Origin of the sequence: Microbulbifer variabilis (assembly GCF_020524905.1) — a bacterium.
Taxonomy (GTDB): domain Bacteria; phylum Pseudomonadota; class Gammaproteobacteria; order Pseudomonadales; family Cellvibrionaceae; genus Microbulbifer; species Microbulbifer variabilis_A.
Genome location: NZ_JAIVKI010000012.1, coordinates 1 through 21,099, shown reverse-complemented (window position 1 = coordinate 21,099; position 21,099 = coordinate 1). Strand labels below are relative to the sequence as shown.

The following is a 21,099-nucleotide window of genomic DNA, read 5'->3' as shown; positions in this document are numbered from 1 at the left end:
TCTGTATATTGCAAAGAAACAGAGCCGGGTTGCTCTACCGCAAATCAATTTTTATCTGTTTATAACGCAAGTCGGTTTCCCACTGAATTCGCGATGATTAATACGGAGTCAGCATGCCTAGTTACTACTCAGCCAGAGAACTACAAGAATTTGCCAGCGCCCTGTTTCAGCGCGTGGGGCTCGCCAGGCATCGTGCGGATGTAATGGCTGGTGTTTTCTTGCAGGCAGATCTGCTTGGCTTTACTACCCATGGCCTACAGCGGGTGGCGAATAATCTAGAGTGGTTGCAGAGTGGTGAATCCCGGCTCAGTGGTGAACCTCAGGTGTTGTCTGATCGTGGCAATTGCTTTAACTGGGATGCTCAATTTTTACCTGGCCCCTGGGTGTTAACCAGGGCCATCAAGCAGGCTTTGTCTCGAATACCTGAGCAGGGTGTGGTCACGGCAATCATTCGTCGCAGTCAGCATATTGCGTGTCTGGCTGCTTACTTGCCTCAGATTATTGAAGCGGGATATGTAGCGATCCTTACCTGCTCGACACCTGGGGAAAATACGGTTTCGCCCCAAGGAGGGCTTGATCCCCTGTTTTCCGCAAATCCTTTGGCTTTTGCTGCCCCTGCGGGTGAATATCCGCTGCTGTTCGATATCAGTATGTCGATTACGGCTGGCGCCTATGTGGCCCGTGCTCAACGAGAACAGACAAAAATGCCAACGCCATGCCTAAAGGATAAGCAGGGCAATTTATCCGATGACCCTCTGGCTTTCGAGAATGGCGGCAGTATTCTGCCGGTAGGTGGGGCTGATCACGGTTACAAGGGGGCGGCACTTAGTGCAATGTTGGAGGTGTTGTCGATGGCCCTGGGAGGTTATGGGCGCGATGATGAATCTGCCACTGGCGATAAAGAGGCCAACTCAATTTTTTTACAGATTATTGATCCCCAGGCCTTTGGGGCACAGGCGGATTTTCTGCGCCAAACGATGGCCTTGAGTCATCTTTGGGAGCAAAACCGTAGCGATAGCAGCAAGCCTGTAAGGGTACCGGGTCAGCGTGCCTGGGCCACCCGAGCGCGGCAATTGCGCGATGGTGTCGAGTTATATCCCTCTATAGTGCAGGATCTGCAGCGCTGGGCTGAAAAACTAGAGGTCCCACTTCCCAGAGCGCTTAAAAAAAGCTGATTTTTATCTGTATACAATTACTTTATTAACGACCTCTGAAACTCTGCGCACCTACACTACGCGCTGTAGTTATCCACCCATTTTCCTGTGTGAGCTCATGGGGCGCTAATTTCTACTCTCTGGATTCTGATCGTAAATATTGGGCGTAGCTACATCGTGTTTACCCTAATCTACAAGCTTATCTATCAACTGTTAATTCAAAATGCCTTTTAAATAGGAGTTATTTGACTTGTTCGTCAATTTTTTCGGTACTGATATGACTTATCCAGAGCATTGTGGGTTTGGTTGTATCTCGTAATTGAAAATCGGGGCGGTTCAGTCCTCATGGAGGAGTCGTTAGCTGTGTAGGCTGGTACTACGATAGGGCATAAACCAAAATAATAGGAGGGAACATGAATGATTTTGCCCATATGACGGCCTTGGAGCTGTTAAAAGGATATAAAAATAAGTCATTTTCTCCGGTGGAAGTTACTGAAGCGCTGTTGAGGCAGATTGACTCCTGTAATCCCGCTGTTAATGCCTATTGCCTGGTAGATAAGGAAACTACTCTGGCTTCTGCTCAAGCCTCAGCCCAGCGCTACTATCGCGGTGAAACTCGAGGTGCGCTGGATGGTGTACCGGTAGCGATTAAAGATGTTTTCCTTACGCCGATGTGGCCCACGATAAAGGGGTCTAAAACCATTGATGCCAAGTCCACCCTAGGCAAGGAAGCGCCTAGCATTGCGGCTTTAAACCGCAATGGTTATGTCCCTCTGGGCAAGACCACAACACCGGAGTTTGGCTGGAAAGGTGTGACGGATAACCCTATCGATGGTGTTACCCGCAACCCATGGGATACCGATAAGACTGCTGGCGGTTCTAGTGGTGGCAGCGCTGCGGCAGTTGTGCTGGGTATGGGACCTCTGGCTCTGGGTACTGATGCAGGCGGCTCTATCCGCATTCCCGCGGGTTTTTGTGGTCTTGTCGGATTTAAGCCGAGTTTTGGCGAGGTGCCACACTGGCCAGCGAGTCCTTTTGGAACCCTGGCTCATGCAGGGCCCATGGCCTGGACCGTATCCGACTGCGCTCTGTTGATGAATGTATTGAGCGAAGCCGATCCGCGGGATAGCAATGCGATTCCCCGTCGCAATATTGATTATTCTAAGGCGATTTCCGGTGAACCACACGAGCTCCTCAAAGGGTTAAAAATTGCCTACAGCGCAACTTTAGGATATGTACAAAATGAGCGTGATGTTGAACGGGCTGTGTGCAATGCCGCACAACTCTTGCAATCGCTTGGTGCCGAAGTAACTGAGGTCGCACCGGGTTTTGAAGATCCTCTCGCAGCGTTCGGCCACCTGTTTTATGGCGGTGCAGCCAATGCCTTGCGCACTATCGGTAAGCGCCAGCGCACGCTTATGGATTCCCAGCTGGTTGCTGTGGCCGATAAGGCCTCGCAGCTTTCAATGCTGGATTATCTCGCCGCAGTGAATGAACGAGCAGCCCTTTGTGAGCAGATGGCTCAGTTTCACAGTAAATACGATCTGTTGATAACGCCTACTTTACCGATTACAGCCTTTAAAGCTGGTCGTGAGGTGCCAGAGGGCTGGCCCAGTACCCGTTGGCCTTCGTGGACACCATTTACCTACCCCTTCAACATGACAGGCCAGCCAGCCCTCTCAGTGCCCTGTGGTTTTGCATCTAAAGGATTACCTATTGGTATGCAGTTGGTAGGCAGGCGTTTTGAAGATGCCACAGTGCTACGGGCCGGGCAGGCTTACCAGCTTGCCGCTCCTATGACGGATAAACGCCCAGAACTCTTTTATAACAACATTGCCGTGGGAGAAAAGGTGTGAGCCGGTTGGAATTTGATTTTTATGAATCGGAGGACCCGGTCTGGAACCCGGCGCTTTTAACGATTCCGGTACCCGGTATCCGCAAGATGGTTAATCTGGCGGCCACCATGGATGATGTGATCCATTTGTCTATTGGACAACCTGACTCACCAGCTCCGCCTCATGTTATCCAGGCCACGGTTGATGCGGTACAGGCAGGGCAAACCGGTTACACCATGGATGCGGGGCTACCGGAACTGCTCGAGGCGCTCGCTGAGTATAATGGTGAACGCTATGGTCGTAAGATCACTCCAGAAAATATACTTGTGACCACCGGTGCAACAGAAGCCATCTACTTGGCTCTTACTGCCATGTCGGCACCGGGGCGCGAGTTCATTATGGCAGACCCTTCCTTTTTATTATACGCACCCTTAATTCGTATGAACGGAGGGGATGTGCGCTACATTCCCACCCGTGCGGAGAATAATCATCAGTTAGATCCCCAAGAGGTTATTGATGCAATAGACAATAACACCCATGCTATTGTCTTGAATTCGCCTAGTAACCCCACAGGTACAGTCTATCCACGTGAGACCGTGGAAGCGATTGTACAGGAGGCGGCTTATCGCGGTATTTTTGTGATTAGCGATGAAGTTTATGATCATCTAATTTACGATGAGAGTGACTATGCAGGTGTGCTTTCCTGCTGTTCTGATCTCGATCATGTAATTATTGTCAGCAGCTTTTCTAAAACTTTTAGCATGGCCGGTATGCGCGTAGGTTGGATGATTTCAAGTCAAGGAGTCATCCGTAAATTACGCCGATATCATATGTTTACCACGACAGTTGCAAATACCCCTTGTCAATGGGCTGGTGTGGCGGCATTAAAGGGTGATCGGAGTTTTATTTCAGATATTATTGCAAATTATAAAAAAAGAAGGGATCGCCTGGTCCAGTTGGTTGAGCAAACGCCATACCTTGAAAGTTATATCCCCGAGGGAGCTTTCTATTTGTTTCCATCGTTACCCGAAGGGGTAAATGGTAATAATGTTGCCTTGCGGATGTTGAGAGAAACCGGTGTCTGTACCATTGCTGGAGATACTTTTGGTGAATCTTGCCGTAACGCCTTGCGTTTCAGCTACGCGACTTCAATTGAAAATATCGAATTGGCTTTTGAACGTATAATTCCATGGATGAAGAGGCAGAATTTTTCATAGAAAGTGTGTTTGAATAGTGTAAATCGATCTGGGGCTGGCTAAGGGGGATATGTATTGCAATGAATTTTTGTGTGAGTTATTTGGATGTTGTTGTTTGTCTTATATAGGCTTATCAAGCCTATAATCGTTTTGTTCGGCCTCTCCTGATTTTATGAATACTTTTTGATTGATTTCTAAAGGCTCATTTTGTATTGAATGACAATGTGAGTCTTTGTTAGGTTTCACGCAGCTGTAACGATAGTTTGTTTTACTCAGCAGGCAGTGCTTAAACCTTTTAAATGAAAGATATTTTGTTATGAAAAAAATAAATCGACGCACATTATTAAAATGGAGCGGCCTACTCACTGTTTCTGCTGTGGCGCCATCTGTTTGGTCTAAAGGTGGGGTGAACAAATATGAATACAGTGGTGCTGCCAGTACATTCAGCCACTTTTTGCACGGAGTGGCTTCTGGGGATCCTACAGTCAATTCAGCCATTATTTGGACAAGAGTAACTACCGAAGAGACGGCACCACTGGTTTATTGGGAGGTTGCCTTAGATGACTCATTTGAACAAATTGTATCAACAGGTTATACGCAAACCGATGAGTCAAAGGATTTCACAGTCAAGCTGGATGTGACCGAATTGAATTTTGGCCGTGACTATGTTTATCGATTTAAATACCGCGATCAAGCTTCACCGGTAGGTCGTTTAAGGCTGGTGCCGGAAAGTAATACAGATATTTCCAGCCTGAAATTTATTGTGACATCCTGCTCGCATTTTGAGCACGGCGAATTCGTCGGTTACCGGGATATGGTGGAAAGAGAGCAGAATATTGATGCGGTAATTCATCTTGGTGACTATTCCTATGCGTCTTCCAATTCTGGTGACTACCGTAAGTTTAGCCATTCCGACTTCAAGTTCGATCGTGAAAGTTATAGAGCTCGCTACTCCGAGATAAGAAAAGATGCCTTTCTACAGCAGGCACACCAGATGCATACCTGGATGGTGATTTGGGATGATGGCGATTTAAGAAACGGTGTCTGGCGAGAAGGGCCGGCCATTACTGGTGCAGACTTCAATGAAGCGATGGATATCGCCATGGAAACTTTCTTTTTGTGGATGCCCATCCGCTATATTGCGCCCAAACGCATCTGGCGATCTGTTCCCTACGGTGATCTGGCTGATATCTTCTTTATGGATATGTGCTTTTATGATCGCGATATACCGATCAATAATATGCCGGATAACCTCAACAAACGTCAGCCGATATTTGAGCAGTATGATTTTCCCGGTCGCAGCATCATCGGCCAGGAGCAGGCGGCCTGGTTTGAGCAGGCAATTCGGGCATCCACAGCACGTTGGCGGATTGTCTGCTCCGGCGCTCCGGTGTTTGAGTGGTGGGACAATTACTCGCCGAGTGCCTGGCGAGCTTATCCCCAATCCTATAAGTGGCTATTAAGCCTATTCTCTGAGCTTGATAACAACATTGTTGTTTTGTCAGGTGGGCTTCATAAAGCAATGGCGGCAGGTTTAGCCTTAGACCCATTTGCCAGTGATTACACTGCCGGTCGCGATAACGTAGCCGTGGAGATTACTGCACCCTCACTGACCCGTGGCGATGGAGGCGCTCTCTGGTATGAGATCGCTGACAACCAAAGCACAGAGAAAACCCTAAAGAAGAATCCTCATATGAAGTTTCGTAAGGGTAATCGCGCAGGGTATCTCATTACAAAATTTGAGATCGATCAGTTTGTCGGTCGCTGGAGGCTCTACGAGGATGTAAGAAAGGTGAATGGCCCTAAAGCTGATACCTATGGAGATATTGTGAGTGAGTATGGAAAATCTAAAATTAAAGTTGTTGATTGATTGTTTAGACAACCTTGAACAAAGGGAGATCTCATATTTCCATTTTTGCTTTTGATCAGTCTAAAAAAGCCACGAGAGAGGGATGTACAGTATTTCCTCCCTCTCTTTAGTTCAAAGAGCTCTTATATCGATTTAGTATTGGTTGGTATCCTCTCAAATAAACTCCATCTGAAGCTTGGCTATCTGGTTTAGAATATCTTCATTTTTTGTATTGAAGAATCTCTTGCATAATCATTCTGATTAGATTGTGAGTTGAATATACTCTGCTATCCAAGTTGGTACAAATTGCCGGACTTTTCTTTTGTACACCAATGTTATTGGTGGTGGTAAACATTGGATTTAGTAAAGATGTTCCGATCTCGCTTGTTTGTGGAGAGGTTATTCATGAATTTAGTGCCGGAAAAATATTAAGTTCTGATTCGAAGGTTCAGGGCAGCAGCTGCTGTAATTAAGGTTGGCTATGATAATAAAAACATTCCTTTTCGTAAGAATATTGCCTCGTAAAGAATTCTTTGTGGTTGCTGTGACTACAGCGTGGTTATTTTTAGGATTTAGCTCTGTAACTCGTGCAAATAATATAAGTACCATGCTGGAAAAAAAGCCAGATGGCAACTGGTCTGTGACCTTTGTATCAGAAAAGCCAATAAAGAGGCTTGTATTTAAGAGCTCGCCTGACAATTCAAGAAGCAAACATTGGACACCTACTTCTAAAGGGTATCAGTTTAAGTTTGATGACGGAGGAGAAAGTGTACTGCGTGAAAATGGTAGCGACTTTACCGAAGTTACCTTTCATCTAACTCCAACTTATACTGTTCTTTCTAAGGACTACGCTCCTTTCTCCCCGTTTTCGGATGGAGGTTATCTTTTGCATACAGGGAGATTTTTTGCTTGTGCAGAATCTTGTCAGCCCAGTCTAAATCATTGGCATTTAACGATAGCTGCCCCAGAGTCTGACAATATTATCTTGCATGGCAAGATCCACCAGGAAAGTATTTAGTGGGAGGCATTCGGTGAGGGCAGTAAGGTCTATGTTGGTCAAGGAAAACCGATACAGAGTGACCACTTTGTTAGTGTGATCGATGAACTTCTACCAGAGAAACTCCAGTATCAAATGAATATTCATTTGCCTAAGTTGATGGATTTCTTTGCCGATAAAATGGGTGAACTTGGCTATAGGCCTGCATTGTTTGCTTCTTATAGCTCAGTAGATGATGGGCGAGTTGGTCATCAAGGTGGAACTTTGCCCGGTCAGATATTTATGCATTGGTATGGTGAGAAGTCTGTTATTGAAGCCATTGATGTCGATGAATTGTTCTGGCTCTTTTCCCATGAAGTTGCCCACCTCTATCAGAGAGAGGGTGCCGATGTTATAGAGACTGCTGATTCCTGGATACATGAAGGGGCGGCCGACTATTTTGCTGGCCTGGCATTTGAGAGTATCCTTCCTAAGGGTTTTTTGTCGCAGAAGATAAAGCAGGCAGAGCAAGGTTGCCTTGCCAGCCTGGAGGATAATCCGGTTTATTTGGATGCATCACGCAAGAATCCACGTGTTCACTATGACTGTGGTTTACTGATTATAAATGCGATTGATAAAAAGTTAAAAGATCAGGACTCTATTTCTATTTATGAATTGTGGAATCTTTATTCTTCAAAGGTTTCAGCTGGAGCGCCGGCCGGGGTGGATCAATTTGTGCTTGCTGCCAAGCCTTATCTGCCATCAGAAATGATCAAAAACCTGGAAAAACTAAAGACCCCTGAATTCTCTGCTTTAAAATTTATTAGCAAATTGGTAGCGGATAATACCTAAAATACTGATTCCTAATTTTACTACTTAGTCCGAGATGGGTAAGTGTTGGCTTACCCTCTAAATGGTTTTAACTCGTGCTAATACTTGTAGCTGTTTGAATGGACTGTATATTGGCTATGAGACAATATTTATAGATCGGTTCTACTGTACCACTTTCTGGGAGCTAGCCCCTCGCCACTACCGTTGTCTCTCGTTGTTTAACGCTTATCTTCCTCTTCTGACCCCATTCAGCCACAACAGCTCCCGTTTATCCCTTTCCTCACCCTTTTATCGCACCATCAAGACCACCTCCATAGCCAGCGCTAATCTGCTCCCAACCTAAACGCAAGGAGAGAAATCATGAAGAAGATCATCGCAGCGGCACTGATTCATCTGGGTATGACAACTTCCGCTTTTGCCGCAGTGGATGTGCAGCTGGAAGGGCTTTACAACAAGGCGGCACAGCAGGGTGGGGATGCCATTGAGGCTTCTTATGAGGCTTTTAAAGTAGCTCAGCAGCAAGACCCCTCAGACCCCGCAGTTCTGTTCTACCTGGGGGCCAGCGAGACCCTGATGGCCAAGGAGAGCTGGCTGCCGTGGAAGAAGGTGAGCTATGCGGAAAATGGTATTGCCCGTATGGACAAAGCCTTGCTGATGTTGGAGGCGTTAGAGAATCCAGGCCGCTCGGCTAAGGGAATGCCTCGTGACTTACTTTTTAAGGGGATCGCGGCAACTACGTTCACCAAGGTGCCTACCTTCTTCAACGCATTCGATCGCGGTTTCGAACTCTATGGCGAGCTGATGGATGACCCGCGTCTGTCGCATATGCCGGTGCAGGCCGTGAGCTGGATCTACTGTGGTGCTCTGGAGGCTGCGGACTTGAGTGAGTCAGAGCTGAAAAATGAGTGGCAGGCAAAAGCCAATATGCAAGGGGCTCTGGCACTGTGTAAGTCGGACATAAAGCCGTAATTGAGATTGGAGAAGGACCGATGTTGCAGCTGACACATATAGAAAAGACTTATCAGACCGGTGAAATCGAGCTTCAGGCCTTGCGAGATGTCAACCTGGCCATTCGTTCCGGCACCATGGTGGCTCTATGTGGGCCCTCCGGCTCAGGTAAAAGTACCCTACTGAATATCTGTGGCTTGCTGGATCAGGATTACACGGGTGCGGTGCACTTTGCCGGTGAGTTAATGACCAGAGACTACCAGCAGGCGATGAAGATACGTCGCACTCAAATGGGGTTTATTTTTCAAAAATTTAACCTGGTGCCGGTGATGAGTGCCTTTGAAAATGTCGCCTATCCGTTGCAGCTCAATGGTGTGGATTCAGCAGAGGTAAAACAGCGGGTAATGCAGATGTTGAATCATGTGGGTTTGGCAGAATTTGCCCGATACCGACCCGATCGTCTCTCCGGTGGCCAGCAGCAACGGGTGGCAATAGCCCGTGCACTGGTGCACAAGCCTAAGTTGGTCATTGCCGATGAGCCCACCGCAAGTTTGGATAGTGTAACAGCTCAACAGATTATCGAATTAATGAAGCATCTGGGCAGGGAACAGAAAACGGCCTTTATTGTAGCCAGCCACGATGACCGTATGACACAGCATTGTGACAGGGTGATCAATCTAAAAGACGGTGTGATTTTGCAGGAGGAAGCCCCATGCGTCGCTTAAAAATGGCAGTTTTGAATTTATTGCGCAATCGTCGTCGCAGCCTTTTAACCGTCGTTATTGTCGCTATTGTGGTGATGGCCCTGATGACTTCCGGGGGCTTTGGGCTCTATACCTATAAATCCCTGAAAGAAGGCGCGGCACGTAGCCAGGGTCATCTGGTATTTACCCAGCCGGGTTATTTCAGCAGTGATGAAGAGTATCCCTTACAAAATGGCCTGGAAAATGCGGATGAATTGAGAAGGCGCTTATTGACCGATAGCCGGGTAAAGGCGGTGCAGCCGCGTATTTACTTGAACGGCTTGATCTCCAATGGAGATAAGTCGACCATATTTTTGGGGCAGGGAATTTTACCCAGTGAGTTTCGGGTAAAAGGGCCTTTCTTAAATATGACCGAAGGTAGCATTCTCAGCAAAAATGAAGATCCCACCGATCCGCAGATCATGCTGGGTAAGGATCTGGCCAGAAATCTGAAAGTAAAAACGGGGGATTATGTCACCCTGATGTCAACCACTGTAGAGGGTGCTCTAAACGCACTGGATTTTAAAGTGCAGGGGATTTTTGGGACTGGGGTTCCGGATATGGATAAGCGCCAGGTGTATCTCTCGATAAATTCCGCCCAGTTTATTCTCGATAGCAAAAAAGTCAGTACCTTGCACCTGTATGGCTACGAGCTGGAGGACACCGAAGTTTTAAAGGCGCGCCTGGCTGATGAGGCACCAGAGTTGGAAATTACCACCTGGGAGGATCGAGCCTTCTTTTACAAAGGAGTAAAAAGCCTGTATGACCGGATTTTTGGCCTGATGGGCGTGATCATGGCGATGGTGATTTTTGTTTCCCTCTTCAACACCTTGGCGATGTCGGTTACAGAAAGAACCCGCGAGATTGGTACTCTCTCCGCACTAGGTACGTCCCGCGCCGAATTACTGCTGGGCTTTGTGTTGGAAGCATTGGTGTTGTCTTTGGTAGGAGCGATCGTGGGTATCTTGCTGGCAGCTGCGGTGAGTATGGGCCTGATGGTGTTCGAAGTCACCATGCCGCCCCCTCCCGGTAGAACTGAGGGCTATCCCCTGGTGGTGTATTTTTCCATGAACCTGGCTTGGATGATCTCACTGGCTGTAGCGACAATCTGTGTTTTGTCCTCCTTTATGGCGGCGCGCAAGGGTGTAAATAAACCGATTACAGAGACATTGGTATATGTATAAGTTAGCGAAAATAAAAAATGCTTGGAAATTGTGGGGTAGCGCTCTGGTAATGGCAGTAGCACCAATGGCATTGGCCAATCCACTAAATACAAATAGCGGGGCCAGCAGCGAGATTAACTACACCGCGCAGGAGGTGGAGGACATGCTTGCCAAAGCCGACTTTTACCGGCTGCAAGAGAATTCCGCTCGGGTGGTGACAGAGGTGCAGGTCTACAAAAATGGCGAGCTGGACAGTATGGATAAATACCATGTGTACACCCGTCCACAGCGCAAGTCTCTGGTGGTTTTCAAAGGCGCGGGAGAGGAGGGCACCAAAATGTTAATGCTGCAAGACAATTATTGGATGCTGATGCCACGCAGCCGTCGCCCCATTCGGATAACACCCATGCAAAAACTGCTGGGGGGCGCATCGGTGGGGGATGTAGCCACTCTCACCTGGAGTGAGGATTATCAGGGAGCTTATGCGGGGCAGGAGATGTTGCAGGATCGGTTGGTCAATCGCCTGAACCTCTCCGTAAAAACCAAGGGGGCCAGTTACCAGCGGATTAACTTGTGGGTGGATAGCAAAGACTATTTTCCGGTAAAAGCAGAGTTGTATTTAAAATCCGGTAAGCTGGCGAAGATTGCACACTTTATCTCTGGTCAAAGGGAGGGACGGCAGGTAGTGGCGGAAATGCTGTTGCAGGATACGATCAATACCGGCACCGAGACACGGGTTATTTATGAAAGTGCCCAGGCCCATAATTTACCGGAGAAGTATTACAATCCGGCTTACCTGAGCCGCCAATCAACGGCTGAGCTTTAACGAACTTTGCAGCCACAATTAAGCGGCTGCAATAGTTTTCTGTTTAATGGCTACCTGCGGGGATTCCAGCTCCTGGAAAAAAACGGTCTCAATGGCCTCCGCTTCCCGCAGGCGTTTGAGCTTCTCAAAAAACACCTGGGCCTCAGGAAAGGCGAGCTTGAGATAGGCGAGCCACTGTTTGATCCGGTTTCCAAGATACTTGGCTGGGTAAACTTCTCGGGTAATTTGATAATAACCCCAGAGTAGATCGACAATCTGTGGCCATACCATTGGCCGATACTCCTCTCCAGCACAGAAGGCCTTGATTTGCAGTCCCAAGTCTGGCCTTGCCAGCAGGCTGCGGCCAAACATAAAGGCCTGGCAACCGGTTTGCTCGCGGCAGCGCTGAAACTCTGCCAGTGTCCAGATATCGCCATTGGCGACTACCGGAATCTGCAGTTTTTCACGGATCTCGCCGATATATTCCCAATAGGCCGGCGGTTTGTAGCCATCGACTTTGGAGCGTGCGTGAACCGCCAGCTCATTGGCCCCACCGGCGGCAGCGGCCAGGGCATTATCCATGTAAGAAGATCGGTCATTGAACCCCAGGCGGATTTTCGCGGTAACTGGGATGTTATCCGGCACTGCCAGGCGTACCGCACCCACAATCGCTTCCACCCGGTGCGGGCTTTGTAGTAGGCAGGCGCCGCCATCGCTGTTATTGACGGACTTGGCCGGGCAACCAAAATTCAGATCGATCGCTTTTGCGCCCACGGCAACCGCTTTGGCGGCATTGATGGCCATGGCCTCCGGGTTGCCGCCCAGAAGTTGCAAGCGCACCGGGATATCATTTGCCGTTTTCGCGCCCTCCAAGAGTTCCGGGCACAGGCGGGTAAAAACCCGGCGGGGTAGGCGGGTATTGGTGACCCGTACAAATTCGGTTACACAGATATCGACCCCGCCAATGGTGGAAAGCAGTCTGCGCACATGGTGGTCAATGACACCTTCCATGGGGGCTTGGTAAATCTTTGGCTGCAGGGAGATGGACTTGTTGGTCATAAAACGGGCAACAGGACAAAACTGGAATAATGATTGGCGCACATTCTATCAGCAAGTAAACGCTGTTCCGTAAGAATGATCATTCGGCCTGTGCTTTTTATAGGAGCTATAACCTCAAACCCTTGGGGGGTTGCACCATTAAACAGAGAAATGAAGGGTGCGCCATCGTTGCCGCTGAAACCATTAAGTGTTTGATTTTAAAAGCAACTTGTATTGATAATAGAAAATTGACTGCACTTCCATGCTGCAGAAAACCCCTCTGGTAGCAGATAGTATTGATGCTGGCCAAAGCGGAGTAGCCAAAGCGGTTGTATTTATCAGGCCTGGCTACTAGATTGCCGGGCAAAGGGTGTTACCAGCCGCATAGTCTCCCAATACGACTCAGCCGCAGAGTTTTTTGGGCACTGTAATGGGGGCGGCTTGCTTTTGAGGTCTCTGGAAGCTGGAAACTGTGTAGAGAAGGCGCTGCTGATTCTCAGGCGGTCTTATAGATTGCTCAAAAATAGGTGGCTCAAAACCATCCGTTGCTCAACATCAAATAACAACGAACCAGAATAAAACCGTTCGGGTAGTACCTTTATTTATTCGACGGCTTAGGGGGGGATACTGAATGCAAGGCACGCTACTTCAACAGGGGGTGGACATTACCCTGTTCGGCATGGGGATTGTTTTTATTTTCCTACTGTTACTGGTGATTGGCACCGGTATCATGTCCCGAATTATTACCCGTTATTTCCCCGAAGTGGAGGCAGTCGCCGCTTCGCCCGGTAGTGGCAGTGACGACAATGCCCGCTTGCACGCCATTATTAAGGCGGCTATCGAACAGCATCGAAAAAAACGTTAATCGCCAAATTTCCGCTTCATTACAACATCCAAAAATTTTTGCCGAGAGAGATAACCCATGACTGAGGTTAAAAAGCCATTGGGGATTACCGATGTAGTCCTGCGTGACGCCCACCAGTCACTGTTCGCCACGCGTTTGCGACTGGACGATATGCTGCCGATTGCAGAGAAGCTCGATAAAGTCGGCTTTTGGTCGCTGGAATCCTGGGGCGGAGCCACCTTTGATGCGTGCATTCGTTATCTCGGCGAAGACCCTTGGGAGCGTATTCGAGAATTAAAAAAAGCCATGCCCAATACCCCGCAGCAAATGCTGTTTCGTGGGCAGAATATTTTGGGTTATCGCCACTACGCCGATGATGTGGTGGAAAAATTTGTCGAACGCGCCGCGGTCAATGGAGTGGATGTCTTCCGCGTTTTCGATGCCATGAACGATATGCGCAACCTGAAGACGGCTCTGGCAGCGGTAAAAAAACAAGGTAAGCACGCCCAGGGCACGATCTCCTATACCGTAAGTCCAGTACACACCATGGACTTGTGGGTGGACCTGGGGCGCCAGATTGAGGATATGGGGGCGGACTCCATTGCCATTAAGGATATGGCTGGCCTACTGCGCCCCTACGAAGGTTACGAATTGGTAACGCGCCTGAAAGCTGCGGTGGATATCCCCATCCACATGCAGTGCCATGCTACCACCGGACTTTCCACCGCTACCGCGCTCAAATGTATTGAAGCGGGTATCGATAATGTGGATACCGCGATCAGTTCCATGTCTATGACCTACGGCCATAGCCCCACCGAATCGCTGGTTGCCATTCTCGAAGGCACCGAGCGGGATACCGGCTTGGATATCAATCTGCTCGAAGAAATTGCCGCGTATTTCCGCGGAGTGCGCAAGAAGTACGCGAAATTTGAAGGTTCTCTTAAAGGCGTGGACTCCCGCATCCTGGTGGCCCAGGTGCCCGGTGGCATGTTGACCAATATGGAAAACCAGCTGCGTGAGCAGGGTGCGGGAGAGCGCCTGGATGAGGTGCTCGAAGAGATTCCCCGCGTGCGTCAGGATCTAGGTTTTATCCCTCTGGTAACGCCCACTTCCCAGATTGTCGGCACACAGGCGGTTTTAAACGTGCTGACCGGCGAGCGGTATAAATCCATCTCCAAAGAAACCGCAGCGGTCTTGAAAGGAGAATACGGCGCGACCCCCGCCGAAGTGAATCAGGAACTGCAGGTAAAGGTATTGGAAGGCGCAGCTCCGGTTAGCTGCCGCCCTGCGGATTTGATCGCGCCAGAGCTGGACAAGCTCACCCTGGAGCTACAGGAAAAAGCCGGGGAGGAGGATTTCGCCCTGACTAGTGGCGAAGGTGAGATTGACGATGTACTTACTTATTCACTCTTCCCGCAAATCGGCCTCAAATTCCTGAAGAATCGCGGCAATGCCGATGCCTTCGAGCCCATGCCAACCGGAAGTGAAACCGCCGCAGTGAAAAATGATAAGGGAGAAGAAGTTTACACCGTCACCGTGGAAGGCCAGAGCTATACCGTAACAGTGGCCGATGGTGGCGACCTGACCAATATTTCCCCGCTAGGTGCAGCCGCCCCTGCGGCTAGCCCGGCCAGTTCGGTTCCCGCCACTGGTGGTGAGCCTGTCAATGCGCCCCTAGCGGGCAATATCTTCAAAGTGATGGTGAAGCCTGGTGATAAGGTCACCGAGGGCCAGGCCATTATTGTGCTCGAAGCTATGAAGATGGAAACCGTAGTGAGTGCGCCGCGCAGTGGTAGTGTTGCCAGCGTAGCGATTAAAGAGGGCGATTCCGTGGCGGTGGGTGATGCCCTGCTGTCCATCGCATAGATTGGGGTAGGAGTCGCAAGTGGATAATTTACTCAGTCTTTGGCAATCCTCTGGAATCGCACAGATGATACCCGGGCAGTTAGTTATGATCCTTGTAGGGTTGCTGCTGCTGTTTCTTGCCATTCGTAAAAACTTTGAGCCACTGTTGCTGGTGCCAATTGGCTTCGGCGGTATCCTGGCAAATATTCCCGGAGCAGATCTGGCGCTCTCGGCAGCAGAGACCGCATTGGCACAGGGAGATACTGCGGTCCTCGCCCAAATGGCTCAGATCTTGGGGTTGGATAGTGGCGCCAGTCTCGGCGATCTAAAAGCGGCTCTGGGGGGAGCTCCTGCGGCAGTGCAGCTGCAGGCCGCAGAGTTTGCCAGTGATGCTGGTTTCAGCAATGGTATGTTGTACAACTTTTATTCCGTAGCCATTGCCTCGGGTGTCGCACCCCTGGTGATTTTTATGGGGGTGGGTGCGATGACCGATTTTGGCCCACTGCTGGCTAACCCGCGCACCCTGTTCCTTGGTGCTGCTGCACAGTTCGGCATCTTCGCCACTGTACTGGGTGCGGTCGGGCTCTCGGTAGCGGGGATTATGGATTTTTCCATCGCCGATGCTGCAGCAATCGGTATTATCGGTGGTGCGGATGGCCCTACGGCAATCTATGTTTCCAGCTTATTAGCCCCGGACTTGCTCGGCGCGATTGCGGTTGCCGCCTATTCCTATATGGCGCTGGTACCCATGATCCAGCCACCGATTATGCGTGCACTCACCACCGAGCATGAGCGCAAAATCGAGATGGTGCAGCTGCGCCATGTAAGTAAGCGCGAGAAAATCACCTTCCCGCTATTGCTGTTAATTTTGGTAGCACTGTTCCTTCCCGCTGCTGCGCCTCTGTTAGGCATGTTCTGTTTCGGGAATCTGATGCGCGAATGTGGTGTAGTGGCTCGACTCTCGGATACCGCCCAGAATGCACTGATCAATATCACCACGATTTTCCTCGGCCTTTCGGTCGGCTCCAAGTTGGCCGCAGATAAATTCCTCGACCCCAAAACTCTGGGAATCCTCGCCCTGGGTATCGTGGCCTTTGCGATTGGTACTGCCGCCGGTGTTCTGATGGCGAAGCTGCTGAATATGTTCAGTAAACATAAGATCAACCCACTCATCGGCTCTGCCGGCGTATCTGCGGTGCCTATGGCCGCGCGGGTATCCAACAAAGTGGGGCTGGAATCCAACCCGCACAATTTCCTGCTGATGCACGCAATGGGCCCTAATGTGGCTGGGGTAATTGGCTCTGCCGTTGCGGCAGGGGTAATGATCAGCATGGTACGCAGTATGACAGGAAACTGATTTAGCTGATTGGAAGCTCGTCGTGATAAGGCGAACTTTGGTTCGCCTTTTTTCGGTTCGCCCTTTTATTGCATGTTACACGCTTTGGAGTGTGCGCTATTCGTCGGGTCTGTTTCAGGAAGGCCTGTTTATTTATTTGGCTTGCCCGTGGTTTCTCCTAGGGGAAAGCAAAGAACATACGGCTCTCGATACACGCTGAGAATTCTTCTCTGTATGCTTGTCATCTCTATCTCTGCCTCATGTTATGCCGAGAGCTGTGTATTTTTTGTTTCAAACTATTAATTGGTGCTAGATAAGATTCATTTTTAGTTAAGCTTATCTGCGCTATATTCCCACCAGTATATTGACTTGTAATATAAAATTTTACTGGAAGTAAGTTCATGCGTAGTTTACCGCTATTGATTTCCCTCGCTCTATTCTCCTCCCCCCTTTGGGCTCATGAGAGTCTCCGCACGGCTGAAGGTCTCCACGAGATAAAGAATGAAGTTGTAAAACTTCGCGAGGAAATACATACCCTAAAGGATCAAAATCAAGAGAGCGATGAAATGCGGCAGCTTAAGAAAGAGGTTGTTCGGCTGCGCAAGGATATCCGTTCTATGCAGGATTTGATTTTGGATCTACAGGCCCTGGTAGAAACACAATCCAAAAGTACACAACCCGAAGTGATTTTCCAGCCCGTCAATGAAAGGCCTAAATGGGCCTGCTATATAAAAGATATACGAGCCGGTGGTATGCACTCCAAGGGTTTTTCCGAAGTAGAGGCGAAGGGTAAATTACTCGAAACCTGTACTGAAAAAGGCGGATTTTGTATGGAAGATAGAATTACCTGTTCAGCTGAATAACTCGGGCTTCGACACGCACTAGGCTAAATGGAGGGGCTTTCGGGCATAGTCGTCTGTTTGCCCAAGCTCCTCTTTAGTATTTTCTGGTGGAAATCCCTGGTCAGTTCTCAATGCACTACGAAGTCGCGGTGGGTGGTTTTACTGATTTTAGGCTCAATAGAGCTGTCCATAAAACCAGTAATACAGGCAATAAGAGAGAGGGGAACCCCCACAACTTGTAACCCACAGTGCCAAGAGTTACGCCAAAGATAAAGCAAAAAATCACCCCGAAATAATATTTTGCCTTGGCAGATGCCTGTGGATAGGGTGCTTCCCCAGTTCTCTTGTATGCACGATGGTTGTCCAGCATATCAAGGGCAGCAGCGAAGAGGTTGGTGGAGTTGCCTGTCATAAAGTGAGTGGGTGCCTTTTTATTGAGCACCCTAAAAAAAATGGTGCTGTGAAGAGACATGGCAGCCACCGCGAAGAAAGAAACTAAGAAAGTGTTGGCAGCGTAAGGCGAGGTAAGTTTTACTACATAGCTGCCAGTAATAAAAAACAATAACATCAAAGCGCTCTCTACAAACAGCATAAGCGTTGCTGTATTCTTTTTTTTAAAATTTAAAATATTTATCAAATAGATCCAAAAGATTTGTAAAATAATAAAAGCTGAGAGAATAAAGAGTTTTGTAATGTAGTTGGGATTGTTACTGGCAAAATCGGTAATGGAAAGCACAATGGTGCCGGTAATAAATGTTGTAAAACTGGTAAACAAGCCTAAAACACAGATAGCCTCGGAAAAGCCTGCAACAAATGCGAGAATGTATTCAATATTTACCGTGGTATGAGGTGTTTCATCCATGCTGCAGCACCCTCTCATTCATGTGAGAAGTCCCCGGTAATATAACAATGTCCCCAATGAGTAGATGTTAGGAAAACCGCACTACAGGTTTTAAAGTTAACCCCTTCTCGCTGTCTTCAGCGGCTTGATTAATCTGAGAGAAATCATAGAACTTTATGAGCTTATCAAATGGAAAGCGGCCAGCCATATAAAGGTCGATCATAGTGGGGATAAACTGATCCGGCAGACTGTCTCCTTCAACCACACCTCGCAGCGTTTTGCAATTGTTAAGCAGGTCCATGGGGTCCAGTGTGAACTTCTCGCCGGGTTTCGACAGTCCGATAATTGCTCCCTCTCCACGGCTGCGCAAACAGTCGATCATGGTATTGATGACTGCGGGGATTCCTGTAGCGTCAAGGGAAAACTCAACGCCTTTGCCAGTAATTGCTCTGATTTGTTCTGCAACATTGCCCTGGGTACTGTCGATTGTGTGGGTGGCGCCAACTTCCATTGCCAGCTTCAGCCTTGAGGGAACGATATCCACAGCGATAATGGTGGTGGCCCCTGCGGCCGATGCGGCCATCACTGCGGCCAAGCCCACGGCGCCTGCGCCAAAGGCAGCAAAACTGGAACCAGGGCCCACCTTGAGCGAATTCAAAACCGTACCGGCACCCGTTTGAATGCCACACCCTAAAGGGCCTAATAATTCCAGGGGGGCATCTTTGCGCACCTTAACCACGTTTTGCTCATTGGCTACCGCGTATTCGCCAAAGGAGGACTGACCAAAGAAACGGTCGTTAAGTGTCCCTCCCTGCTGATCGGCAAGGGCGTGGCTGCCATCTATGCGATGCCCGGAGAAGTTTCGATCGCGAAAGTTCTCGCAGCAGGCCGGGTGCCCGGAAATACACTCCCTGCAACTACTGCATGAGAGGAAAGTAAGGACCACATGATCCCCAGGGGTCACCTTAAGTACGCTATCGCCTACTGCCTCCACCACTCCTGCGCCCTCATGCCCCAATACAATAGGATGTGGAACCAAATAGTCCTGGTCGCGGGCAATCATATCGGTGTGGCAGATGCCGGTGGCGACGATTTTAACCAGCACTTCATTTTCTAGTAGCTCGGTCTGCCTTACCTGTTCCAACACGAAAGGACTGCCCGGTGTTCTTACCACTGCGGCCGTAAATTCATTACCAACTCTATGAATGCCTGTCATCTTTTCTCTCTTAGTGGTATTTTCCAAAAAAATGTAAATTTTGGGAGATTTTTTATGCGGCTTTAACCTAATTTTCTATATAAAGATTAGAAGGAAGGTCATGTGATCGCCAAGTTAAATAATTCACGTTGGAAAAAGTTATTCAGGCTGAGCGTGGTGAATAATGGGCAATAGGTAAGAAGTTTTGAGGGGAGTTAGAGTAGAGACTTCTAGAGTTGGATTAATGAAAGGGTTAATTGGTTGTAAAAATAAAGTTTTTGTCTGAATAATAGTGTGAGTCAGTTAATCTTCTGATTGTTTTTTGTAGTGTTAGGCCAGAGATATACTCTGGCCTATTTTGTTGATTCTTCCGGAGGGAGAATTTATTGACCTTCTACCATGATTAGTAACGTTCCATTAAATGGGGCCTCCGCCTCTCTGCCTTGCCAATCTGCAAAGGCAATTTCAACCTCAAAGCGTGTGTTAAGCACGGTAGGGTCGCACATGGTATCCTGAACTGTGTTATTAGGAAGTGTATTTCCTGGGGTTGCGAACTGTCCTGCACCCCCTATCACGCTGTAAAAGATTACGCTATATGGAAGTGGCTGCGATCCAAGGGTGGGCATCAGAAAAAAAGCTGACCCCATAGGATTGGTAAAGGTAATACCGTAATTACCAAAGGTTCCGCCAACACAAAAATCATCAAAACCGCTTGCCGGCATATTTTGCATGGGGTCTTGAATCATTACCGGGCTAACATTGGCTATGTCAATGAATAGAGGTTGGTTAAAAGTCAGCGATATCGTGCTGCTTTCCATGTCCGTAGTTTGAGACAGTGCAGGTGTTGCTGAGGTTATCGCCAGTCCGGCAGTGGCTATAGATGTCAGTAATTTTGGGAATAAAATCTTCATGCAAAACATCCTTGTGCAAAAACAAAAATATTCTAGTGAAAAAGACCGAAAATAATCGCATGTGTGGGCGATTGGTGGTAATCCATCGGCCTAGAAATAATAGTCATTATGGGAGAAGAGGAAGGGTTTTTGAGAATTTTAGAGGTGTATTTAGGAATTGATTACTAATCTTTGAGAGCAATTTCCTATTTTTTTGAAAATGATACGGCCCTTGCAACGCAGTTAAGTTCGAAATAACTCTCGATCTTAGTCAACGATAGAGGGCCGTTCAATTAGCATATTTCAATATGCGTTTATGCAGCCTCTACAGTTATTAATAGTGTACCCATATATAGTGCGCCAGCCGCTCCACCGACCCAATCGCTGGGAAGGATTGTAATATCAAATCTTGCGTTATCATCTGAGCAGTTATTTGCCGTAAGGGGAACCATCATTACAGGTACTCCGGCCATAACCATATCGCTCGTTCCTGTAGTACTGTTTGCGAATGCAACTTGATATGGGATTGGGCCTTCACCAGCAGTCATGGATTCGAGCTGAAATGATGGGTCGCTACCAGCATTATTAACCCGGCGACCATGTAGTTCTGTATAATGTCCGAATGGATATTATTGATGCAAGAAAATTGCCCGCTTCCGCCAAGGAAGAGAAACGTCGAACGGCTGTAAAGCTTTGGAAGAAATCAGAGTCTATAGCAGAAATTGCGCGGACGCTGGATGTCTCCAGCCGAGCAGTACAAAACTGGAT

At 48.4% G+C, this 21,099-nt stretch carries 19 protein-coding genes; 15 read left to right on the top strand and 4 right to left on the bottom strand.

The genetic code is table 11. From position 1 onward, the window contains the following. Nucleotides 1-113 precede the first annotated feature (113 nt). The 10 genes from LC073_RS13875 (at nucleotide 114) to LC073_RS13830 (ending at nucleotide 11,521) form a co-directional block, all read left to right on the top strand. Nucleotides 114-1,175 (top strand): Ldh family oxidoreductase, encoded by a 1,062-nt coding sequence (locus tag LC073_RS13875; RefSeq protein ID WP_226647846.1) that lies wholly within the window; start codon nucleotides 114-116, stop codon nucleotides 1,173-1,175. A gap of 392 nt (nucleotides 1,176-1,567) precedes the next feature. After that, nucleotides 1,568-3,010, top strand: a complete 1,443-nt coding sequence (locus tag LC073_RS13870; protein ID WP_226647845.1) for an amidase — start codon at nucleotides 1,568-1,570, stop codon at nucleotides 3,008-3,010. After that, entirely contained in the window at nucleotides 3,007-4,206 is a 1,200-nt protein-coding gene (locus LC073_RS13865) for a pyridoxal phosphate-dependent aminotransferase (protein WP_226647844.1), read from the top strand. The genes LC073_RS13870 and LC073_RS13865 overlap by 4 nt, the downstream gene beginning before the upstream one ends. A gap of 295 nt (nucleotides 4,207-4,501) precedes the next feature. Next, on the top strand, nucleotides 4,502-6,055 hold the full coding sequence (locus LC073_RS13860; protein ID WP_226647843.1) for an alkaline phosphatase D family protein: 1,554 nt from the start codon (nucleotides 4,502-4,504) through the stop codon (nucleotides 6,053-6,055). A gap of 460 nt (nucleotides 6,056-6,515) precedes the next feature. Continuing rightward, nucleotides 6,516-7,052: a hypothetical protein gene (locus tag LC073_RS13855; RefSeq protein ID WP_226647842.1), complete on the top strand. Its 537-nt coding sequence runs from the start codon at nucleotides 6,516-6,518 to the stop codon at nucleotides 7,050-7,052. A 75-nt stretch (nucleotides 7,053-7,127) separates the two neighbouring features. After that, a complete protein-coding gene (locus LC073_RS13850; protein WP_226647841.1) occupies nucleotides 7,128-7,862 on the top strand; it encodes a hypothetical protein in 735 nt (244 codons plus the stop codon). Between the two features lie 339 nt (nucleotides 7,863-8,201). Further along, the gene (locus tag LC073_RS13845; protein WP_226647840.1) at nucleotides 8,202-8,810 is read left to right on the top strand and encodes a hypothetical protein; all 609 of its coding nucleotides are present in this window, start codon (nucleotides 8,202-8,204) and stop codon (nucleotides 8,808-8,810) included. A 20-nt stretch (nucleotides 8,811-8,830) separates the two neighbouring features. Continuing rightward, nucleotides 8,831-9,514, top strand: a complete 684-nt coding sequence (locus LC073_RS13840; RefSeq protein ID WP_226647839.1) for an ABC transporter ATP-binding protein — start codon at nucleotides 8,831-8,833, stop codon at nucleotides 9,512-9,514. Further along, nucleotides 9,502-10,716, top strand: a complete 1,215-nt coding sequence (locus LC073_RS13835) for an ABC transporter permease (protein ID WP_226647838.1) — start codon at nucleotides 9,502-9,504, stop codon at nucleotides 10,714-10,716. The genes LC073_RS13840 and LC073_RS13835 overlap by 13 nt, the downstream gene beginning before the upstream one ends. A 49-nt stretch (nucleotides 10,717-10,765) precedes the next feature. Continuing rightward, nucleotides 10,766-11,521, top strand: a complete 756-nt coding sequence (locus LC073_RS13830) for an outer membrane lipoprotein-sorting protein (RefSeq protein WP_226647837.1) — start codon at nucleotides 10,766-10,768, stop codon at nucleotides 11,519-11,521. A gap of 18 nt (nucleotides 11,522-11,539) precedes the next feature. On the opposite strand, the gene LC073_RS13825 is transcribed toward LC073_RS13830, so the two are convergent. Then, nucleotides 11,540-12,559 (bottom strand): tRNA dihydrouridine synthase, encoded by a 1,020-nt coding sequence (locus LC073_RS13825; protein WP_226647962.1) that lies wholly within the window; start codon nucleotides 12,557-12,559, stop codon nucleotides 11,540-11,542. Between the two features lie 610 nt (nucleotides 12,560-13,169). Here LC073_RS13825 and LC073_RS13820 point away from each other — a divergent pair. The 4 genes from LC073_RS13820 (at nucleotide 13,170) to LC073_RS13805 (ending at nucleotide 17,426) form a co-directional block, all read left to right on the top strand. Next, nucleotides 13,170-13,403, top strand: coding sequence for an OadG family protein (locus LC073_RS13820; protein ID WP_226647836.1), 234 nt, complete (start codon nucleotides 13,170-13,172; stop codon nucleotides 13,401-13,403). A 57-nt stretch (nucleotides 13,404-13,460) separates the two neighbouring features. Continuing rightward, nucleotides 13,461-15,248, top strand: coding sequence for a sodium-extruding oxaloacetate decarboxylase subunit alpha (oadA, locus tag LC073_RS13815; RefSeq protein WP_226647835.1), 1,788 nt, complete (start codon nucleotides 13,461-13,463; stop codon nucleotides 15,246-15,248). A gap of 19 nt (nucleotides 15,249-15,267) precedes the next feature. Continuing rightward, nucleotides 15,268-16,584: a sodium ion-translocating decarboxylase subunit beta gene (locus LC073_RS13810; protein WP_226647834.1), complete on the top strand. Its 1,317-nt coding sequence runs from the start codon at nucleotides 15,268-15,270 to the stop codon at nucleotides 16,582-16,584. A gap of 380 nt (nucleotides 16,585-16,964) precedes the next feature. Beyond that, nucleotides 16,965-17,426 (top strand): THO complex subunit 7 family protein, encoded by a 462-nt coding sequence (locus LC073_RS13805; RefSeq protein WP_226647833.1) that lies wholly within the window; start codon nucleotides 16,965-16,967, stop codon nucleotides 17,424-17,426. A 115-nt stretch (nucleotides 17,427-17,541) separates the two neighbouring features. Here LC073_RS13805 and LC073_RS13800 read toward each other — a convergent pair whose 3' ends face one another. From LC073_RS13800 to LC073_RS13790, 3 genes are all read right to left on the bottom strand, one after another. After that, complete coding sequence (locus LC073_RS13800) at nucleotides 17,542-18,267, bottom strand: YoaK family protein (RefSeq protein ID WP_226647832.1); 726 nt, start codon at nucleotides 18,265-18,267, stop codon at nucleotides 17,542-17,544. A 67-nt stretch (nucleotides 18,268-18,334) separates the two neighbouring features. Next, complete coding sequence (locus LC073_RS13795) at nucleotides 18,335-19,462, bottom strand: NAD(P)-dependent alcohol dehydrogenase (RefSeq protein ID WP_226647831.1); 1,128 nt, start codon at nucleotides 19,460-19,462, stop codon at nucleotides 18,335-18,337. A gap of 362 nt (nucleotides 19,463-19,824) precedes the next feature. After that, complete coding sequence (locus LC073_RS13790) at nucleotides 19,825-20,352, bottom strand: hypothetical protein (protein ID WP_226647830.1); 528 nt, start codon at nucleotides 20,350-20,352, stop codon at nucleotides 19,825-19,827. A 601-nt stretch (nucleotides 20,353-20,953) separates the two neighbouring features. Between LC073_RS13790 and LC073_RS21985 the strand changes: the two genes are divergently transcribed. Next, nucleotides 20,954-21,099, top strand: a 146-nt coding sequence (locus LC073_RS21985) for a helix-turn-helix domain-containing protein (RefSeq protein ID WP_226647961.1), incomplete at its 3' end; no start/stop codon positions are given.

What these genes read in the sequence shown, in the direction of transcription:
- LC073_RS13875 (WP_226647846.1), top strand. Translation starts at nt 114, where the DNA reads ATGCCTAGTTACTACTCAGCCAGAGAACTACAAGAATTTGCCAGCGCC.
- LC073_RS13870 (WP_226647845.1), top strand. Translation starts at nt 1,568, where the DNA reads ATGAATGATTTTGCCCATATGACGGCCTTGGAGCTGTTAAAAGGATAT.
- LC073_RS13860 (WP_226647843.1), top strand. Translation starts at nt 4,502, where the DNA reads ATGAAAAAAATAAATCGACGCACATTATTAAAATGGAGCGGCCTACTC.
- LC073_RS13855 (WP_226647842.1), top strand. Translation starts at nt 6,516, where the DNA reads ATGATAATAAAAACATTCCTTTTCGTAAGAATATTGCCTCGTAAAGAA.
- LC073_RS13845 (WP_226647840.1), top strand. Translation starts at nt 8,202, where the DNA reads ATGAAGAAGATCATCGCAGCGGCACTGATTCATCTGGGTATGACAACT.
- LC073_RS13840 (WP_226647839.1), top strand. Translation starts at nt 8,831, where the DNA reads ATGTTGCAGCTGACACATATAGAAAAGACTTATCAGACCGGTGAAATC.
- LC073_RS13835 (WP_226647838.1), top strand. Translation starts at nt 9,502, where the DNA reads ATGCGTCGCTTAAAAATGGCAGTTTTGAATTTATTGCGCAATCGTCGT.
- LC073_RS13830 (WP_226647837.1), top strand. Translation starts at nt 10,766, where the DNA reads ATGGCAGTAGCACCAATGGCATTGGCCAATCCACTAAATACAAATAGC.
- LC073_RS13825 (WP_226647962.1), bottom strand. Translation starts at nt 12,559, where the DNA reads ATGACCAACAAGTCCATCTCCCTGCAGCCAAAGATTTACCAAGCCCCC.
- LC073_RS13820 (WP_226647836.1), top strand. Translation starts at nt 13,170, where the DNA reads ATGCAAGGCACGCTACTTCAACAGGGGGTGGACATTACCCTGTTCGGC.
- oadA (WP_226647835.1), top strand. Translation starts at nt 13,461, where the DNA reads ATGACTGAGGTTAAAAAGCCATTGGGGATTACCGATGTAGTCCTGCGT.
- LC073_RS13805 (WP_226647833.1), top strand. Translation starts at nt 16,965, where the DNA reads ATGCGTAGTTTACCGCTATTGATTTCCCTCGCTCTATTCTCCTCCCCC.
- LC073_RS13800 (WP_226647832.1), bottom strand. Translation starts at nt 18,267, where the DNA reads ATGGATGAAACACCTCATACCACGGTAAATATTGAATACATTCTCGCA.
- LC073_RS13795 (WP_226647831.1), bottom strand. Translation starts at nt 19,462, where the DNA reads ATGACAGGCATTCATAGAGTTGGTAATGAATTTACGGCCGCAGTGGTA.
- LC073_RS13790 (WP_226647830.1), bottom strand. Translation starts at nt 20,352, where the DNA reads ATGAAGATTTTATTCCCAAAATTACTGACATCTATAGCCACTGCCGGA.